The sequence below is a fragment of the Actinomadura parmotrematis genome (assembly GCF_019458805.1).
Taxonomy (GTDB): Bacteria; Actinomycetota; Actinomycetes; order Streptosporangiales; family Streptosporangiaceae; genus Spirillospora; species Spirillospora parmotrematis.
The window spans coordinates 262,914-280,694 of the sequence record NZ_JAIBOA010000007.1 but is presented as its reverse complement, the minus strand read 5'-3'; the positions used below and the strand labels follow the sequence as shown (position 1 = coordinate 280,694).

The window sequence follows — 17,781 nt, the reverse complement described above, 5'->3', positions numbered from 1 at the left end:
GCATGGCGCAGAAGGTAGAAGTCCTTCTGGTCGACGACATCGACGGCGGAGAAGCGGACGAGACGGTCAGCTTCTCCCTGGACGGTGTCGGTTATGAGATCGATCTGAGCTCCAAGAACGCCACGCGGCTGCGCGAGGAACTGGAGCCGTTCGTGGCGGGTGCGCGCAAGGCGCGCAAGGCCGCGACGCGTCCGGTGAAGGCGCCGCGCACGGCGGGCAACCGGGAGCGGTCGGCCGAGATCCGCGAGTGGGCCAAGGCCAACGGCATCGCGGTGAACGAGCGCGGGCGCATTCCGCAGACGGTGATCGAGCAGTTCGAGGCGGCCAACTAGGCCGCCGGGCCCGCCCTTGCGGCGGGTCCGCGGGACGGTCCCGGAGGGAATTCCTCCGGGGCCGTCCTTTTGTGCTTTCCGCCGAAATTTCTTCCGGCCGATTCCGCGGGGCGGGGGTCAGCCGACGTGGACGAGGGGGCGGCGTTCGACGTCGGGTTCGGCCTGGCGGAGGATCTCGCGGGTGAGGGGCGGGATGTCGCCGCCGCCGAAGACCAGGTAGCGCAGGAGGGCGCCGACGGGGTTGCCCTCGCTCCAGTGGAAGTAGACGTGGGGCAGGCGGCCGGTCTCGTCGCGGACGTGCAGGAGGATCGCGGCGATGGCGTTGGGGATGGAGGGGCTCTGCACGCGCAGGACGCGGTGGTCGTCGACGGTCTCGCCGGTGACGTGCAGGTCGGATTCGAACTCCGAGGCGTCGGGGACGGTGACCTCCAGGAAGATGACGCGGCCGCCGTCCTGGAGGCGGTGCAGGCGCCAGGCCTCTTCGGACTTGTCGGCGTACTCGGCGTCGTCGCGGGCGTCGGGCTCGTTGGCGATGAGGCGGATCTCGGCGTCGCCGTCCAGGAAGGCGCGGGCGGTGGCGTCGAGCTCGACGGAGGTGGCGCGCAGCTCGGTGGAGCGGGTGGCGCGGGAGATGAGGGAGACGACGACGATGGCGACGACGAAGGCCAGGGCGATGAGCAGGCCGTCGGGGCGTTCCCAGATGTTGGCGGCGGCGGCGTAGGCGAGGATCGCGGTGACGGTGCCGAAGGCGAGGCCGGCGCGGCGGCGGCCGGCGCGCAGCGCGGCCAGGGTGACGGCGACGGCGGCCGACAGGATGAGGGCGAGGACGCCGGTGGCGTAGGCGCCGCCCTGGGCCTCGACCTCGGCGCGGAACAGCAGGGTGATCCCGAACGCGATCGCGGTGAAGATCAGCACGAGGGGGCGGGTGGCGCGGGTCCAGTCGGGCGCCATGCCGTAGCGGGGCAGGTAGCGGGGGACGATGTTGATGAGCCCGGCCATGGCCGAGGCGCCGGCGAACCACAGGATCGCGACGGTGGACAGGTCGTAGGCGGTGCCGAACCAGTCGCCGAGCTGCTGGTGGGCCAGGTAGGCCAGGGCGCGCCCGTTGGCCTCTCCGCCGGCCTCGAACTCCTTCTCGGGGATGAGGACGGTGGTGGCGAAGCTGGAGGTGACCAGGAAGACGCTCATGATGAGCGCGGCGGTGGTGAGGAGCCGGCGGGTGCCGCGGACGCGGCCGGGCAGGTCGCCCTTGACCAGGGGCATGACGGCGACGCCGGTCTCGAAGCCCGACATGCCGAGGGCGAGCTTGGGCATCACCAGCAGCGCCACGGCGATCATGGCGAGGGGGCCGGAGTGCTCGGTGGTGAGGGCGTGCTGCCAGTCGGTGACGGCGTGCGGGGTGGTGGCGACCTCGTAGAGGGCGCGGGCGATGACCACGACGTTGAGGGCGAGGTAGACCGCGACGAGGACGACGGCGATGGAGATGGCCTCGGCGAACCCGATGAGGAAGATGGCGCCGAGCGCGGCGATGAGGGCGAGGGTGACGGGGATCTGCCAGCTCGCGAGGGCGTGCGGGACGAGCGGGTTGTGGAGCAGGTGCGCGGAGGCGTCGGCGGCCGACAGGGTGATGGTGACGATGAAGGCGGTCGCGACGAACCCGAGGAGGAACAGCACCAGGAGCTTGCCGCGCCAGCCGGGCAGCAGGCTCTCCAGCATCTGCAGGGAGCCGAGGCCGTGGGGGCTGTCCTTGGCGACCTCGCGGTAGACCGGGAGGGCGCCGAAGACGGTGAGGGCGACCAGCAGGAGCGTGGCGATGGGGCTGAGGGCGCCGGCGGCGAGGGCGGCGATGCCGGGCTGGTAGCCGAGGGTGGAGAAGTAGTCGACGCCGGTGAGGCACATGACCTGCCACCAGGCGTGCTTGGGCTGGTCGGTGTCCTCGTGGTGGGGGCCTTTGGCGCGGTGGCTCTGCAGGCCGTGCAGGAGCCAGCCGCGCAGCCCGTGGGACCCGTCCCCGCCGGGCGCGGCCCCGCCCGGCTGTTCCGTACCTGCCGCCGCGCCCGCTTCCGCCCCGCGCGTGTCGGCCGTGCTCGCGCTCGGCGCGCCCGTGTCCGGCGCGGCCGGTGCGGGCGCGCCGGGGCCGTCCGTCGTGTCGTCCGCCGCGGCGTCCTTGCCGGACGGGACCGTCTCGCTCACTCTGGGCACTCCCCGCACACCGTCGATCTGGGATCCGAAAGGGGAACTTTACTGTTCCTTGCCGGCGGGGCGGGAAACCGGGCGGGCGGGGTCAGGTGACGGAGGTGTAGGCGACGACGCCGCGGCGCAGGGCGTCCATGGAGCGGCGGGCGGTCTTGCGCAGGTGGCTGTTGGGCGGGGCGGCGTCGACGATCTGGCCGAGCAGGTCCAGGAGCTGCTTGATGGCGCGGACGAAGTCGCCGGCGGTCATGCCGGCGTCCATGAGGACCTCGTCGAGGTCGTCGCCCTTGGCCCACCGGTAGGCGGTCCAGGCGAAGCCGAGGTCGGGTTCGCGGAGGAAGGAGACGTGGTTGTCGCGTTCGACGCCTTCCAGGCGGCCCCAGAGGCGGACCATGGCGGCGAGGGCCTCGCGGACGTGCTCGGTGGGGGTGCGGGGCGGGGCGGCGTCGTCGGGCTGGCGGGACTCGTAGACCAGGGCGGAGACGCAGGCGGCGAGCTCGGCGGCGTCCAGGCGCTCCCAGAGGCCGTCGCGCAGGGACTCGGCGGTGAGGAGGTCGAGCTCGTTGTAGATGCGGCCGAGGCGGCGGCCCTCGTCGGTGATGGTGTCGCCGTCGAGGTAGCCGAGCTGGGTGAGGACGGCGCAGACGCGGTCGAAGGTGCGGGCGATGACCTGGGAGCGGCCCTCGACGCGGCGGCGGAGCTGCTCGGTCTCGCGGTCGAGGCGGAAGTAGCGTTCGGCCCAGCGGGCGTGGTCCTCGCGGTCGGCGCAGCCGTGCGCGGGGTGCCGGCGGAGGCGGCGGCGCAGGTCGTCGATGGCGGCCTCGTCGCCGGCGGGGACGTCGCGGGTGCGGCGGCGGGCCTCGCGGCCCTCGTCGGGGACCTTGGCGCGCAGGGTGGAGGCGAGGTCGCGGCGGTCCTGGGGGTTGCGGGGGCTGAAGGACTTGGGGATGCGGATGCGGTCGAGGGGCTCGACGGCGCGCGGGAAGTCCAGGATCGACAGCCGCTGCACCGAGCGGGCGGCGGTGAGGACCAGGGGTGCGGGGCCGTCGGAGCGGCGGCCGAGGCCGGGGTCCAGGACGACGGCGAGGCCGCTGCGGCGGCCCTGGGGGACGAGGATGACGTCGCCGGGCCGCAGGTGCTCCAGGGAGCGGGCGGCCTCGGCGCGGCGGTGCTGGGAGCGTTCGCGGTGCTGGGCGGCCTCGGCGTCCGACAGGCGGCGGCGGAGGGCGGCGTACTCCATGAAGTCGCCCTGGTCGCATTCGGCGGCCTTGGCGTAGCCGGCGAGGGCGTCCTCGTTCTTGCGGACCTGGCGGGCCAGGCCGACGACGGCGCGGTCGGCCTGGAACTGGGCGAAGGACTCCTCCAGCAGGGTGCGGGCGCGTTCGACGCCGACGGCGCCGACGAGGTTCACGGCCATGTTGTAGGAGGGCCGGAAGCTGGAGTTGAGGGGGTAGGTGCGGGTGCCGGCGAGGCCGGCGACCGAGGCGGGGTCGACGCTGGGGTTCCACGTCACCACGGCGTGGCCCTCGATGTCGATGCCGCGGCGCCCGGCGCGGCCGGTGAGCTGGGTGTACTCGCCGGGGGTGAGGTTGACGTGGGCCTCGCCGTTCCACTTGTCGAGCTTTTCGATGACGACGGTGCGGGCGGGCATGTTGATGCCGAGGGCGAGGGTCTCGGTGGCGAACACGGCCTTGGTGAGGCCGCGGGTGAACAGCTCCTCGACGATCTCCTTGAAGGTGGGGAGCATGCCGGCGTGGTGGGCGGCGACGCCGCGTTCCAGGGCGGCCAGGAAGTCGTGGTAGCCGAGGACGTGCAGGTCCTCGGGCGCCAGGTCGCGGGTGCGCAGCTCGACGTGGGCGCGGATCTCCTCGGCCTCCTCCTTGGAGGTGAGGCGCAGCTGGGCGTGCAGGCACTGCTGGACGGCGGCGTCGCAGCCGGCGCGGGAGAAGATGAAGGTGATGGCGGGCAGCAGCCCGGCGCGGTCGAGGCGGGCGATGACGTCGGGGCGGTGCGGGGGCCGGAACCGCTGGGGGCGGGCCTCGCGGCGGCGCCCGGTGCGGCGGCCCTGGTTGACCTTGTTGCGGCGGACCTCCTCGACGGCCATCCGCTGCAGCTGGGGGTTCACGCGTGCCTGCCGGCCGCTCCCCTTGCCGGTCTCGACGAACAGGTCGTAGAGGCGGTCGCCGACGAGCATGTGCTGGAACAGCGGGACGGGGCGGTGCTCGTCGACGATGACGGCGGTGTCGCCGCGGACGGCCTGGAGCCACTCGCCGAACTCCTCGGCGTTGGAGACGGTGGCCGACAGGGCGACCAGCCGCACCGAGTCGGGCACGTGGATGATGACCTCCTCCCAGACCGCGCCGCGGAACCGGTCGGCGAGGTAGTGGACCTCGTCCATGACGACGTAGGCGAGGCCGGTGAGGGTCGGGGAGCCGGCGTAGAGCATGTTGCGCAGCACCTCGGTGGTCATGACCACGACGGGCGCCTCGCCGTTGACGGTGTTGTCGCCGGTGAGCAGGCCGACGTTGTCGGCGCCGTAGCGGCGGACGAGGTCGGCGTACTTCTGGTTGGACAGCGCCTTGATGGGCGTGGTGTAGAAGCACTTGGCGCCGCCGGTGAGGGCGAGGTGGACGGCGAACTCGCCGACGACGGTCTTGCCGGAGCCGGTGGGGGCGGCGACGAGGACGCCGCTGCCCTTCTCCAGGGCCCGGCACGCCTCGATCTGGAAGGCGTCCAGGCCGAAGTCGTAGAGGGTCTGGAAGTCCAGCAGGGCGGGGCCGCTGCCGGCGTCGCGGCGCCGGTTGGCGGCGTAGCGCTCCGCCGGGGACAGCTCCTCGGCCGACTGCGTGTCGGGGGTCGTCATGACATCGAGACTACGGTTTCGACCGGCCCGATTCCCAATTCGGGCCGCGTTTCGCCGCCCGTTTCGCTCAGGGACGCACGATCGGCGGGCTTTCGCCCGTGTCGGGGCCGGCCCGGGGGCGGTCCGGGGCGGGTCAGCGGCGGGGTTCGCCGGGTTCCAGCTCGGCGTCCAGGGCCGCCAGGTCGAGGGGGGACGCCTCGTCGTCGGACAGGCCCTCGTAGGGGTCGGGGCGGGCGGCCTTGCGGCGGTCGTGGAAGTAGGCGAGGATCTCGGCGACCTCGAACAGGAACACCGTCGGCAGGGCCAGGGCCAGCATGGTGAAGGGGTCCTGGCTGGGGGTGGCGACCGCGGCGAACACGAAGATCCCGAACAGCAGCATGCGGCGGGAGCGGCGGATGCGGTCGTGGGTGAGGACGCCGGCGACGTTCAGCACGACGATGAACAGCGGCAGCTCGAACGTCAGCCCGAAGATCAGCAGCATGGCCTGGGCGTAGCCGAGGTAGTCCTGCACGCCGACCAGCACGATCGAGTCGCCGGGCGCCAGCCCGATGAAGATCGACAGGCCCTTGTCCATGGTGAGGTAGGCCAGGGCGGCGCCGAGCCCGAACAGCGGCACCGCGGCGATCATGAAGACGTAGGTCCAGCGGCGCTCGCGCTTGTACAGGCCGGGGGCGACGAACGCCCAGATCTGGTAGAGCCAGACCGGGGAGGAGATGACGGCGCCGACGATGAGGGCGACCTTGAGGTGGATGAAGAAGCCGTCGAAGATCCCGTGGACGACGAGGTCGCACTTGGCGTCGATGCAGTGCTCGGCGGGGATGCGGGTGTAGGGCTTCTTCAGGAAGTCCCAGATGGGCGGGAAGAAGACCCACCCGACGATGCCGCCGGCGACCAGGCCGAGGACGGCCTTGAACAGGCGGCTGCGCAGCTCGCGCAGGTGGTCCATGAGCGGCATGCGGCCGTCGGGGTCGGCCTGGGTGCGCTTTGTCATCGTCGGATGGTCCGTGCCCGTCTGGGGTCAGGCCGCTGGGGCGGGGTCAGGACTTGCGCAGGTTGGCGGGGTCGACGGGGACGCCCTGGATCGGCTCGCCGGACGGCAGGGTGCGCGGGGCGGGGGCGTAGCCCTGCTGGACGTTGGCCTCGTGCTCCAGGCGGGCGGCCTCCTCGCGCAGCGCGGCGGCGCGGTCGCGGGCGGCCTCGGGCCCGGCGGCGGCGGCCTTGCGGTCGGCGTGCTGCTCGGGGGCGTCGTCATCGTCGTCGCGCAGGCCCTTGGTCTCGGCCTTGAGGATCCGCGCGGACTTGCCGAGCGAGCGGGCGAGCTGCGGCAGCTTCGCCGACCCGAAGATCAGCAGGATGACCACGAGGAGGATCAGCAGTTCGGGGGTACCGATGCTCGACAGCATGTGGGCCACGTCCTTCGTCAGCAGGTGTTTCTAGCTCGATCGTACGCTGTCGCCGGTCGCGTACCGTGCACGTGAGTCCTGGAGCGTGCGGAGTTCATCGGCGAGCGCCCGCTGTTCGGGTACGAGCCGCCGGCGCGTCCGGTCCAGTTCACGTCCGAGGCGCCGCACCGCGAGGCCGAGCTTGAACGCGCAGTAGGACAGGACCGCCAGGCCCGCGAACCCGAGGGCGACCGCCGCTCCGCTCCATGTCACGCATGACACGGTAGCCGACCCCGCGCGTCTCGGCCATCCGGCCCGCCCGCGGCGCCCGCCCGCGCAGGTCGGGCGGGGCGGGGTCAGGCGGGGTGGGCGGTCTCGTAGTGGGCGAGGGCGCGGGCGGCGTCGGCGCGGACGCCCGCGGCGACGTCGGGGGGGTCGACGACGCGGCCCTGGTCGCCGAGGCGCAGCGCCAGGCCGCGGATCCAGCGGGTGTCGGGGGTGCGCAGCACGATCCGCAGGCGGCCCTCGCCGAGTTCCTCGACGCTGTCGCAGGGGTAGGAGTCGGCGACCCAGCGGCCGGCGGGGGTGAGCTCCAGGGTGACGTGGCGGTCGCGGTCGGAGGGGCGGAACAGGCCGGCGTCGACGTCGCGGGGCTCGGCGTCGCCGGGGACCTCGGCGGGCACGTCCAGCACCGACAGGTCGGTGACGCGGTCGAGGCGGAACAGCCGGACGGCCTCGGCGCGGCGGCACCAGCCCTCCAGGTAGGTGTTGCCCTCCACGACCAGCAGCCGCATGGGGTCGACGTCGCGCTCGGTGTTCTCGTCGCGGGCGGGGACGTAGTAGGCGAAGTGGACGCGGCGGCGGCCCGCGAGGGCGCGGCGGAGCAGCGCGAGGGCGTCGCCGCTGGCGTCGACCTCGACGGCGACCTTGCCGGCGGCGTCGCCGGCGGCGCCCGCGGCGGTCTCCAGCTTGGCGATGACGCGGCTGAGGGCGTCGCGGTCCTGGAGTCCCTGGACGCCGGCGAGCATGCGCAGCGCGACGAGCAGCGCGCTGGCCTCGTCGACCTTCAGCCGCAGCGGGCGGGCGATCGACTCGGCCTCGGTGACGGTGATCTCGCCGCCCTCGTAGGACAGGTCGATCGGGCAGTAGGGGTCGGGGGCGCGCAGCTCGACGCACCACAGCAGGTTGAGGTCGTCGATGAGCTGCTTCTCGGTGACGCCGAACGCGGCGGCGGCCTCGTCGACGGCGACGGTGTCGCGGCTGACGACGTAGGGCACCAGGGCGAGGAGCCGGCCGAGGCGGTCGGTGGAGGTGGCGGCGCGGGCGGGCCGCGCCGCGCGCCCGGCGCCCCTGCCGGTGCCCTGCGCGGTGCCGGTGTTCTTGCCGGTGTCCATGGTTCCTCCGCTCACTGGTCGCCCGCTCACTGGTCGCCGCCCGCCAGGACCGCCTTGAGCTGCCAGATGACCGCCTCGCGCAGGTCGGGCGGGTCCAGGACGACGACGTCGTCGGCGAAGCGGGCCAGGTAGGGGGCGAAGCGGTCGGCGTCGCGGAAGGTGAGGACGGCCTCGTCCCAGCCGTCGCCGGCGTCGCGGACGCCGGTGGCCCAGCGGCGCGGGCCCTGCGCGGCGCCGCGGCGCAGGCGGACGGTGGCGGGGCGGGGCTCGGCGACCGGGTCGCCCCAGTCGAAGGCCAGGCGCCGCACGTCGGTGCCGGGCGGGACGGCGACGCTGCCGGCGGGGCCGTCGGGGGCGACGTCGCCGATGATGCGCGACAGGCGGAACACGCGGGTGTCGGCGCGGTCGCGGTCGTGGCCGACGACGTACCAGCGGCCGCGGCGGCTGACCACGCCCCAGGGTTCCAGGTGGCGGCGGGCGGCGGCGGTGCGGCCGACGCCCTGGTACTCGAAGGTGACGGGGCGGCCGTCGCGGACGGCCTCCCACAGGGCGGGGAAGGCGGGGTCGGTGGTGTCGACGCGCGGCTCGATGCCGACGGCGGGGTCGTTCGGCGCGCCGGCGCCGGGGCCGGTGTCGACGCCGGCGGCGCGCAGCTTCAGCAGGGCGCCGGAGGCGGCCTCGGCCATGCTGGCGCGCTGCCAGACGCGGGCGGCCAGGCCGAGCACGGCGGCCTCGTCGGGGGTGAGGTGGACGTCGGGCAGCTCGTAGTCCTGCGGGGGGATGCGGTAGCCGATCTCCTCGCCGCCGCCCCCGTCGGTGTCGCTGCCGACCTCCAGGGGGACGCCGAGCTCGCGCAGCTCCTCCTTGTCGCGCTCGAACATCCGCTTGAACGCCTCGCCCGGCCCGGGGTAGCCGGGCACCGCCTGGCGGATCTGCTCGGCGGTCAGGTAGCGCCGCGTGGCGAGCAGGCAGACCACCAGGTTGAGCAGGCGCTCGGTCTTGCGCCGCGACACCTTCCCCACCACCTCTCCGGTCGGCAGGCCCGGCCGGTCCGGCTGCCTTTTCCTCCCGGGAACGCTACCGTCTCCGGATGTGATCCGATGGCGTAAAGGCACGGTAGAGGGCGTCCGGCGGGAATGGCCCGGAGCGGTCGAACTGGACGTCTCGATCGACAGCGACGGGACGCACCGGGCCCTGGCGTACCCCGCCCTGGTGGGCAGGCCGGAGCCGGGCGACACCGTCCTGCTCAACACTACGGCCTTGGCGATGGGGCTGGGGACGGGCGGGTACGCGATGGTCGTCGCGGTCCCCGACCGGCTGCCGCCCGACCCGCAGGGGCCGGGGCACCTGGTCAAGGCCCGGTACACGCCGCTGCAGGCCACCCTGCTCGGCGCCGACGAGCAGGACTCCCCCCACCACGAGGTGCTGCGCGACGCCGACTCCCTGGACGGCACGCCGGTGGTCGTCGCCGACCTGCACTCGGCGCTGCCGCCGATCCTGGCGGGGCTGCTGGCGGCGCGGCCGGGCGCCCGCGCCGTGTACGTGATGCCCGACGGCGGGGCGCTCCCGGCCTGGTTCTCGATGTCGATCGCGCAGCTCAAGGCCGCCGGGGCGCTGTACGCGACGGTCACGGCGGGGCAGGCGTTCGGCGGCGACCTGGAGGCGGTGACGGTGCACACCGCGCTGCTCGCGGCGCGGCTGGTGCTGGACGCCGACGTCATCGTCCTCGCGCAGGGCCCCGGCAACCTGGGAACCGGCACCAAGTGGGGTTTCTCGGGCGTGTCGGCCGGTGAGGCGATCAACGCCGTGGCGGTGCTGGGCGGCCGGCCGGTCGCCTCGCTGCGCGTCAGCGACGGCGACGCCCGGCCCCGGCACGTCGGGGTCTCCCACCACAGCCTCACCGCCTACGGGCGGGTCGCGCTCGCCCGCGCCCAGGTGGTGGTGCCCGAGCTCGGCGGCGCCTTCGGCACCGAGGTCGCCGCGCAGGCCGCCGCCCTCGGCGAGCGGCACGAGCTGGTGCCGGTCGGCGTCGAGGGGCTGGCCGAGGCGCTGGCGGCGGCCGAGCGGGACTGGGGCGTGCGGATGTCCACGATGGGGCGCCGCCTGGACGGCGACCTCGTCTACTTCCTCGCCGCGGCGGCCGCCGGGCGCCACGCCGCCGCCCTGCTGGACTGAGCCGGCGCCCCTCCCCTCCCCTTTCCCTGCACCGCCGCCGATTCCGCCTGCGCGGCTTCGGCGGCGGTGTAGGAGGAGGCGAAGGTGAACGCGCGCGGGGACGGTCCGTGCGCGTGCAGGTGCGCCAGCCGCTCCAGGGCCTCGGCGACGGTCGGGACGTGCCCGGCGGGGATCCACCAGAGCACCAGGTGCGCCCGCACGTGCCGCTCGAACCATTCGCGGCGCCGCCGCAGGACCTCCAGGTGGCCGCTGCGGTAGGTGAAGTCCCACAGCGCCTCCTGGGTCTCCCACACCGAGAAGTTGACGATGACGTCGTCGCCGGCCGGGCGCATGCCGGTGGCGTCGGGCGCGCCGTCCTCCACCAGCCGCCAGACGAAGCCGGGCGTCCCGTCGGCCATGGCGTTGATCGGGTCGAGCAGCTCGACGAAGGGCGCCATCCGCGGGTCGTCCAGGGGGTGGCGGAGGGTCGCGACGTTGAACTCGGCGAGGTGGAGGGGGCCTGGGCCGGGCGCGGGTGCGGGCGTGGGTGCGGGCGTGGGTGCGGTCATGGCGCCATCCCAGCAGTCCGCATGCTTCTATGTCAATGGATGTTGTTTTTAGAGGGCGCGGCGGGCTCGACCACGACGCAGCACGCGCCGGGCCGGGCGTCCAGGCGGGCGCGGACGGCGCCGCCCGCGTCCGCGCCGAGCAGCCCTTCCAGCAGGGCGAGGTTCATGCCGCAGACCAGCGGAGGGAAGCGTTCGGCGACGGCGTGGAACGGGCAGTTGCGCATGCGGACCACCCGGGCGGGGTCCTCCCCGGCGGCCGCGTCCGCGGTCTCCTCCGCGCTCTCCCCCGCCGCGTCCTCCAGGTGCGGTTCGTAGCCGCGGGCCGCCAGGATCTCCATGGCCTGCTCCAGGTCGGCGCACGGCTCCCGGGCGTCCCGCAGCCGCTCCCCGCGGCTCCGCGCGGCCGCGCGGAGCCCGGCGTCCAGGCCGGCCTCCTCGGCGGCCTCGGCGAGCAGCTCGGCGGCGGTGCGGTAGTCGCGGGCGGGCAGCGACACCGCCCGCTCGGCCCGTGCCCGCACGTACACCTTGGCGGGCCGGCCGGCGCCCGGCCCCGAGCGGCCCGTCAGGCGCCGGCTGCCGCTCTCCAGCAGCCCGGCGTCGGCCAGCCGGTCCAGGTGGAACGCCGCGAGCGTGCGCGCCACCCCGGCGGCCTCGGCGGCCTCGTTGCGGCCGACCTCGCGGCCCTGCGCCGCCACGTACTCGTACAGGCGGCGCCGCACCGGGTCCTGCAGCGCCGCGATCGCGTCGATGTCCTCCACGCCGCCATTCTAGGAACAACGCGGATTGACGATAGAAGGGCCGGGCGCTCCCCCGGCCCCCGGTGGACTCCCGCGGTCTAGTGGGCGCCCAGGATGTCGACGACGAACACCAGCGTGTCGGTGCCCTTGATGCCCGCCTGGGCCAGGCCCTTGGCCCCGTACCCCATCGACGGCGGCACGACCAGCAGCACCCGGCTGCCGACCGCCTGCCCCACCAGGCCCTTCACCCAGCCCTGGATGACCTGGCCGTCCCCGATCGTCACCGCCGCCGGGCGCCCGGTCCGCCACGAGGAGTCGAACGTCCGCCCGTTCCGCCAGAACACCCCGGTGTACTGGAGCGCGACGAGCTGGTCCGTCCTGACCGCCGCCCCCGTCCCCTTGATCAGGACACTGGTGCGCAGCGTCTTCGGCGGCGCCGCCTTCGGGATCGTCACCGGCGGCGCCGTCCCCGCGTCCGGCGACCCCACCTGCGGCAGCCCCGGCGCGGTCGGCGCGGACCGCGCGCCGCGCGCCGCCGCCGTCTTGGCGTACACCGCCCGCACGTCCAGCACGTACACCAGCGAGTCGCCCGCCTCGACCTGGTGCGAGGAGTCGCCCTCGTCGCCGTAGGCCTCCTTCGGCGGGATCCGCGCCACGATCCGCGCCCCCGCCTTCGCCCCGTCCAGCGCCTTGTCCAGTCCCGGCACCAGCGTCCCGGTCGAGAACGCCTGCGGCTTGCCCGCCAGGTAGGTGCTCGCCAGCATCTTGCTGCCCGACTTGTTCCACCGGTAGCCGACGTAGTCGGCGACCACCAGGTCGCCCTTGCGCGCCGCCGGGCCCTTGCCGCCCGCCAGCGTCTTCACCGCCAGGTCCTTCTCCGGCGAGGTCTTCTTCGGGAACGTCACCTGCGGGCGGGCGCCCAGCGCGCCCTTCACCGACACCTGCACGTCCTTCGACCCCGAGCAGCCCGCCAGCAGCACCGGGACGAGCAGCACCGCGGCCGCCGCCCCGGCCCTGCCCCGGCGCCGCGACGGCGCCCGGCACGGCCCGGACACGGCGGAAACGGACAACGCGGACCGGTCCCCGGCCGCCGCCGGCGGGCGCGGCGACGGGAGGACGAGCGGGGACGGGCGACGGCGCATGCGGGTCCTTCGCGGGGGTGGCGGCGACGACTGAGCGCTCACCCTACCGCCCGGGTAAGCGACACATGACCCGCCATACCCCCGCAACCGGGGACACGACGGGCCACGTGCGCCCCCGGTACCCCGACCAGGAGCGATGCCGGCAACACCGGCGCGGCTACATGCCCGCGATCAGCTTGTCGACGCGCTCGTCCACCGAACGGAACGGGTCCTTGCACAGCACCGTCCGCTGCGCCTGGTCGTTCAGCTTCAGATGCACCCAGTCCACCGTGAAATCGCGCCGCTTCTCCTGCGCCCGCCGGATGAACTCCCCGCGCAGCCGCGCCCGCGTCGTCTGCGGCGGCACCGACTTGGCCTCGAAGATGTCCAGGTCGCGGGTGACCCGCTCCACCGACCCCTTCTTCTCCAGCAGGTAGTACAGCCCCCGGTCCCGGTGCACGTCGTGGTACGCCAGGTCCAGCTGCGCCACCCGCGGCGAGCTGAGCGGCAGGTCGTACTTGCGCCGGTACCGCTCGATCAGCTTGTACTTGGTCACCCAGTCGATCTCCCGGCCCACCATGTCCAGATCGCCGGTCTCCACCGCCCGCAGCGTCCGCTCCCACAGGTCCAGCACCCGCTTGGACGTCGGATCCCCGCCCCGCCGGTCCACGAAGTCCTTGGCCTTGCCGAAGTACTCCTTCTGGATCTCCAGCGAGCTGGCCTCCCGGCCGTTGGCGAGCCGCACCTTGCGGCGCCCCGTCATGTCGTGGCTGACCTCCCGGATCGCCCGGATCGGGTTCTCCAGCGTCAGGTCCCGCATCACCACGCCCGCCTCGATCATCCGCAGCACCAGGTCGGTCGCCCCGACCTTCAGCAGCATCGTCGTCTCGCTCATGTTCGAGTCACCGACGATCACGTGCAGCCGGCGGAACCGCTCGGCGTCGGCGTGCGGCTCGTCCCGGGTGTTGATGATCGGCCGCGACCGGGTCGTCGCCGACGACACCCCCTCCCAGATGTGCTCGGCCCGCTGCGACACGCAGTACACCGCGCCGCGCGGCGTCTGCAGCACCTTGCCCGCACCGCAGATGATCTGCCGCGTCACCAGGTACGGGATCAGCACGTCGGCCAGCCGGCCGAACTCCCCGTGCCGCCCCACCAGGTAGTTCTCGTGGCACCCGTAGGAGTTGCCCGCCGAATCGGTGTTGTTCTTGAACAGGTAGATGTCGCCGGCGATGCCCTCCTCGCGCAGCCGGCGCTCGGCGTCGACCAGCAGACCCTCCAGGATCCGCTCCCCCGCCTTGTCGTGCGTCACCAGATCGACGACGCTGTCGCACTCGGGCGTGGCGTACTCGGGATGGCTGCCCACGTCCAGATACAGGCGGGCACCGTTGCGAAGGAACACGTTGGAGCTGCGGCCCCACGACACCACCCGGCGGAACAGATAGCGGGCCACCTCATCGGGTGACAACCGCCGCTGCCCGCGGAAGGTGCAGGTGACGCCGTACTCGTTCTCAAGACCGAAGATGCGCCTGTCCACACCTGGAGCCTATGCGGACCGGCGTCCACATGGCAGTGTCCGCGGCCGCTTGTTTCCCGGGCGCCCCCGCACCCGGCCCTTACATTGTAGATTCTTTCCGGGGAGCAGGAGAGCCCGCCGCACCCCACCGGCACGACGGGCCCCCCGCACGACGCCACCGGCGCCCGGCACCACCCGACTACACGCCCTGCGCGCCCTGCCCCGCGTCCAGCAACTCCTGGATCCGCGCCGCCGGCAACCGCTTGAACAACCGGTGCTCACGATGCCGATCCAGCACCGCCACCTCCAACGACTTCGCCTCCAGCCGCCGGTCACTGTCCTGCGCCTCCAGCGCACCGACCGCCGTCCGCAACGCCTCCGCCAGCGGCGCACCCTCCACGAACCGGTCCTTCAACGCCTGCGCCACCGCCTCGGCCTGACCGCCCATCGCCACGTAACCGTGCTCGTCGGCCACCGAACCATCGAACGTCAACCGGTAGATCTGATCGGTGTCGGCGTCCTCCCCGACCTCCGCCACCACCAGCTCCACCTCGTACGGCTTGTTGGTCTCCGTGAAGATCGTCCCCAGCGACTGCGCGTACACGTTCGCCAGCCCCCGCGCCGTCACGTCCCGCCGGTCGTACTGGTACCCGTTCACATCCGCGTACCGCACCCCGCCCAACCGCAGGTTCTCGAACTCGTTGTACTTCCCCACCGCCGCGAAGGCGATCCGGTCATAGATCTCACTGATCTTGTGCAGCGCCCGCGACGGATTGTCCGCCACGAACAGAATCCCGTCCGCGAACTGCAGCACCACCACACTGCGGCCCCGCGCGATCCCCTTGCGCGCGTAGTCCGCCTTGTCCTTCATCTGCTGTTCGGGCGACACGTAGAACGGCATGGACACCGGACTGCATCCCTTCTATCGCAGCGGGGCGGACGGCCCGCCCGGCGAGTTGTAACGCTCCTCGACGACCGCACGCGCCACCGCGCCCACCTCGTCCTCACCGAGCCGGCGGAAACCCTCCGCCGTCACCGACGCCACCACCGGGAAGATCCCCCGCGTCAGATCCGGACCACCCGTCGCCGAATCGTCGTCCGCCGCGTCGTACAACGCCTGCACGCACACCAGCGCCGCGTCCTCCGCCGGCAGATCCCCGCGGAACAGCTTCTTCAAAGCCCCCCGCGCGAACACCGACCCCGACCCGATCGCATGGAACTCGCGCTCCTCATAACGACCGCCCGCCGGATCATAGGAGAAGATGCGCCCACCCGAACGCTCCTCGTCGAACCCCGCGAACAACGGCACCACGGCCAGACCCTGCATCGCCAGACCCAGGTTCTGCCGCACCATCGTCGCCAGCCGGTTCGCCTTCCCCTCGATCGACAGCGTGCGGCCCTCACGCTTCTCGTAATGCTCCAGCTCCACCTGGAACAACCGCACCATCTCGATCCCGAGCCCCGCCGTCCCCGCGATCGCGATCGCCGAGAACTCGTCCGCCCGGAACACCTTCTCGATATCGCGCTGCGCGATGACGTTCCCCGCGGTCGCCCGCCGGTCACCCGCCATCACCACACCGCCCGGGAACGTCACCGCCACGATCGTCGTACCGTGCGGAATGTCCTCACCGGCCGACACACCCGCCGGCAACGACCGCCGGCCCGGCAGCAGCTCCGGCGAATACGCCCCCAGGAACTCCGTGAACGAGGACGTGTCCGGGCTCGTGAACAACCCGGGCAAACGTCCGGTGTGCGCATCGTGGGACGCCACGCGACTCCTTCCCTCCACCAGGGCACCGGCACCCCGCCGCAGGACCACCCGCGGAACGCACCGGCGCAGACGCTTACGACCCTACTGTTCATCCACGCCCCACCGCATACCGCGCCCGACCCCGCCCGCTCCGCTGACGGCGAACTGAGATCAGGTTTCACCCGCCAGCGAACCGATCAACGACGACCAGTCGTGCTCGGCTCTCTCCGCGACCTCGGCGACGTCCCTGGCCACCTTGCGAGCGGCCGCGTCCGCCTCGAACACCGCCCGCCAGCCGTCGGTTGGGACAGAGGCGGGGTCCGCGTCGGGGATCGTGAAGGACAGGCGCGATCCCCCGCCCGCGGCCGGAACCTCGGAGATCAGCGTGCGCTCCAGGTAGGCGACCGCGCGCCGCAACACGCCCGGATCATCGCGAAGCTGCCCCATACCGGTGTTGCAGCCCGCACAGAGGACACCGCGGACGAGCTGCGTGTCGTGGCAGTGGTCCACATGCTTCGCTTCACGGTCACAGCAGATCGCGCAGTAACCGTGCTGCATCGCCGCCAGCGCGTCGGCCTCCTGCTCAGTGATGCCGTACCGCGCGCGGAGGCGGTAATGACGAGAGGAACCCTGACGGGACGCGCGCCGTCCCGCACGACGCTCCTCACACCGCCGCGCATGACCGTCGAAGAAGACCGCACCATGGTCCAGAAGCATCCGGCGAGCGAACGAACCCCGCCCTTCCAGATAATCGGCCGCCTCGCCCATCCGCTGAAGATCGTCCCCGAACTGTCCCAGAGCACCATTGCAGCGGAAGCACAGAAGGCCCCGATACGAACCGGTGACATGATCGTGATCGATGTGCTCGGCTACCGCCTGCAGGCAGATGACGCACCTACCCGCCTGCGCCGACAGGGCGTCGTGGTACCGATCCTTGGAAAGACCGTAACGCAGGCCCATCAAGTAGAACCGCTGACCGCCGTACTTTCGCGCCTTGTTCTCCGCCATCACGCGACTGTGGCACGGCCTGCAGTAGGCGGTCAGGCCGCTGCTCGTCGCTTTGTTCCGACCGAAGGCGTCCACAGGCTTCGTCGTCTCACCGCCGGCGCAGTACTTCATCCCCTCCGGCACGGCCGAATAGCGACGGTAAGCCCGAGTCCGCTTACCCTCGACAGCCCTTTTCCCCCGATAGGACGCCGCGTTACGGAGACCGAAGCACTCACGGCAGTACAGCGACAAACCGTCCTTGGACGCCTTGCGCTTCCAGAACTCCGCCGCAGGCTTGACCTGACCGCAATCGCGGCACTGCTTGGACTCGGACATGCCACCCACCCACCCCCGGGACCGGCCCGGCATCGAAGAGTAGATCCGCTATTGGCAGAATAGCGGAACACTCGTTCGATGGTCTCCGTTTCACATCAGAGGATTTTGCGAAACGGACATGTCCGATATGCCGTTACTGTCCGCCTTTTTGCACATAGGAACGGACGAATTCCTCTGCATTTTCTTCCAGCACTTCATCGATTTCGTCGAGAATGGCGTCGACGTCGTCCGTGAGCTTTTCCTGGCGCTCCTGGGCGTCCTCGGTGGTCGTGGCCTGGGCCTCCTCGACCTCCTCGGTGCGGCGGGTCGTCTGCTTCTGACCGCCGGTGTCCTTCGTGGCCATCCGTACCTCCACTCTGCCGGTGCCCCCAACCCTATCTCCGATCTTCGCTGGAGAGCGGGTGGCGACGCCGGTTTCGCGGGGGCTCCGGCGTTGGGGGCCTGGTG

At 72.6% G+C, this 17,781-nt stretch carries 17 protein-coding genes; 2 read left to right on the top strand and 15 right to left on the bottom strand.

The window, feature by feature from the left end; translation table 11 throughout:
- Nucleotides 1–2 precede the first annotated feature (2 nt).
- On the top strand, nt 3–332 hold the full coding sequence (locus K1Y72_RS13605) for a histone-like nucleoid-structuring protein Lsr2 (RefSeq protein ID WP_220166628.1): 330 nt from the start codon (nt 3–5) through the stop codon (nt 330–332).
- 117 nt (nt 333–449) lie between these two features.
- Here the strand turns inward: K1Y72_RS13605 and K1Y72_RS13600 are convergent, their stop codons facing one another.
- The 7 genes from K1Y72_RS13600 to K1Y72_RS13570 form a co-directional block, all read right to left on the bottom strand.
- A complete protein-coding gene (locus K1Y72_RS13600; protein WP_308287050.1) occupies nt 450–2,525 on the bottom strand; it encodes an APC family permease in 2,076 nt (691 codons plus the stop codon).
- A gap of 91 nt (nt 2,526–2,616) precedes the next feature.
- A complete protein-coding gene (locus K1Y72_RS13595; protein ID WP_220166627.1) occupies nt 2,617–5,388 on the bottom strand; it encodes a DEAD/DEAH box helicase in 2,772 nt (923 codons plus the stop codon).
- A 133-nt stretch (nt 5,389–5,521) separates the two neighbouring features.
- Nucleotides 5,522–6,379: a twin-arginine translocase subunit TatC gene (gene tatC, locus K1Y72_RS13590; RefSeq protein ID WP_258572363.1), complete on the bottom strand. Its 858-nt coding sequence runs from the start codon at nt 6,377–6,379 to the stop codon at nt 5,522–5,524.
- A gap of 46 nt (nt 6,380–6,425) precedes the next feature.
- A complete protein-coding gene (tatA, locus tag K1Y72_RS13585) occupies nt 6,426–6,791 on the bottom strand; it encodes a Sec-independent protein translocase subunit TatA (protein WP_220166626.1) in 366 nt (121 codons plus the stop codon).
- Between the two features lie 30 nt (nt 6,792–6,821).
- Nucleotides 6,822–7,043: a hypothetical protein gene (locus K1Y72_RS13580; RefSeq protein WP_258572420.1), complete on the bottom strand. Its 222-nt coding sequence runs from the start codon at nt 7,041–7,043 to the stop codon at nt 6,822–6,824.
- Between the two features lie 83 nt (nt 7,044–7,126).
- Nucleotides 7,127–8,164, bottom strand: a complete 1,038-nt coding sequence (locus K1Y72_RS13575) for a helix-turn-helix transcriptional regulator (protein ID WP_220166624.1) — start codon at nt 8,162–8,164, stop codon at nt 7,127–7,129.
- Between the two features lie 26 nt (nt 8,165–8,190).
- A complete protein-coding gene (locus K1Y72_RS13570) occupies nt 8,191–9,186 on the bottom strand; it encodes a helix-turn-helix transcriptional regulator (protein ID WP_308287049.1) in 996 nt (331 codons plus the stop codon).
- 70 nt (nt 9,187–9,256) lie between these two features.
- On the opposite strand from K1Y72_RS13570, the gene K1Y72_RS13565 reads away from it, so the two are divergent.
- Entirely contained in the window at nt 9,257–10,339 is a 1,083-nt protein-coding gene (locus K1Y72_RS13565; protein ID WP_220166621.1) for a DUF3866 family protein, read from the top strand.
- Here the strand turns inward: K1Y72_RS13565 and K1Y72_RS13560 are convergent.
- From K1Y72_RS13560 to K1Y72_RS13525, 8 genes are all read right to left on the bottom strand, one after another.
- Nucleotides 10,285–10,887: a DUF3291 domain-containing protein gene (locus K1Y72_RS13560; protein WP_220166619.1), complete on the bottom strand. Its 603-nt coding sequence runs from the start codon at nt 10,885–10,887 to the stop codon at nt 10,285–10,287. The two genes, K1Y72_RS13565 and K1Y72_RS13560, sit on opposite strands and share 55 nt — an antisense overlap.
- A 32-nt stretch (nt 10,888–10,919) precedes the next feature.
- Nucleotides 10,920–11,645: a helix-turn-helix transcriptional regulator gene (locus K1Y72_RS13555; RefSeq protein WP_220166617.1), complete on the bottom strand. Its 726-nt coding sequence runs from the start codon at nt 11,643–11,645 to the stop codon at nt 10,920–10,922.
- A 77-nt stretch (nt 11,646–11,722) separates the two neighbouring features.
- Nucleotides 11,723–12,679, bottom strand: coding sequence for an FKBP-type peptidyl-prolyl cis-trans isomerase (locus K1Y72_RS13550; RefSeq protein WP_308287048.1), 957 nt, complete (start codon nt 12,677–12,679; stop codon nt 11,723–11,725).
- Nucleotides 12,680–12,923: 244 nt separating this feature from the next.
- Complete coding sequence (gene pafA / locus K1Y72_RS13545) at nt 12,924–14,282, bottom strand: Pup--protein ligase (protein ID WP_220166613.1); 1,359 nt, start codon at nt 14,280–14,282, stop codon at nt 12,924–12,926.
- A gap of 178 nt (nt 14,283–14,460) precedes the next feature.
- A complete protein-coding gene (gene prcA / locus K1Y72_RS13540; protein ID WP_220166685.1) occupies nt 14,461–15,162 on the bottom strand; it encodes a proteasome subunit alpha in 702 nt (233 codons plus the stop codon).
- Nucleotides 15,163–15,183: 21 nt separating this feature from the next.
- Nucleotides 15,184–16,032, bottom strand: coding sequence for a proteasome subunit beta (gene prcB, locus K1Y72_RS13535; RefSeq protein WP_220166611.1), 849 nt, complete (start codon nt 16,030–16,032; stop codon nt 15,184–15,186).
- A gap of 150 nt (nt 16,033–16,182) precedes the next feature.
- Nucleotides 16,183–17,334, bottom strand: coding sequence for an endonuclease VII domain-containing protein (locus K1Y72_RS13530; RefSeq protein ID WP_220166608.1), 1,152 nt, complete (start codon nt 17,332–17,334; stop codon nt 16,183–16,185).
- Between the two features lie 133 nt (nt 17,335–17,467).
- Nucleotides 17,468–17,677 (bottom strand): ubiquitin-like protein Pup, encoded by a 210-nt coding sequence (locus K1Y72_RS13525; protein WP_220166606.1) that lies wholly within the window; start codon nt 17,675–17,677, stop codon nt 17,468–17,470.
- Nucleotides 17,678–17,781 lie beyond the last annotated feature (104 nt).

Bases quoted from the DNA above. Each gene is read 5' to 3' on its own strand.
- tatA (WP_220166626.1), bottom strand. From the start codon at position 6,791: ATGCTGTCGAGCATCGGTACCCCCGAACTGCTGATCCTCCTCGTGGTC.
- tatC (WP_258572363.1), bottom strand. From the start codon at position 6,379: ATGACAAAGCGCACCCAGGCCGACCCCGACGGCCGCATGCCGCTCATG.
- K1Y72_RS13560 (WP_220166619.1), bottom strand. From the start codon at position 10,887: ATGACCGCACCCACGCCCGCACCCACGCCCGCACCCGCGCCCGGCCCA.
- K1Y72_RS13595 (WP_220166627.1), bottom strand. From the start codon at position 5,388: ATGACGACCCCCGACACGCAGTCGGCCGAGGAGCTGTCCCCGGCGGAG.
- K1Y72_RS13525 (WP_220166606.1), bottom strand. From the start codon at position 17,677: ATGGCCACGAAGGACACCGGCGGTCAGAAGCAGACGACCCGCCGCACC.
- K1Y72_RS13530 (WP_220166608.1), bottom strand. From the start codon at position 17,334: ATGTCCGAGTCCAAGCAGTGCCGCGATTGCGGTCAGGTCAAGCCTGCG.
- K1Y72_RS13605 (WP_220166628.1), top strand. From the start codon at position 3: ATGGCGCAGAAGGTAGAAGTCCTTCTGGTCGACGACATCGACGGCGGA.
- prcA (WP_220166685.1), bottom strand. From the start codon at position 15,162: ATGCCGTTCTACGTGTCGCCCGAACAGCAGATGAAGGACAAGGCGGAC.
- K1Y72_RS13575 (WP_220166624.1), bottom strand. From the start codon at position 8,164: ATGGACACCGGCAAGAACACCGGCACCGCGCAGGGCACCGGCAGGGGC.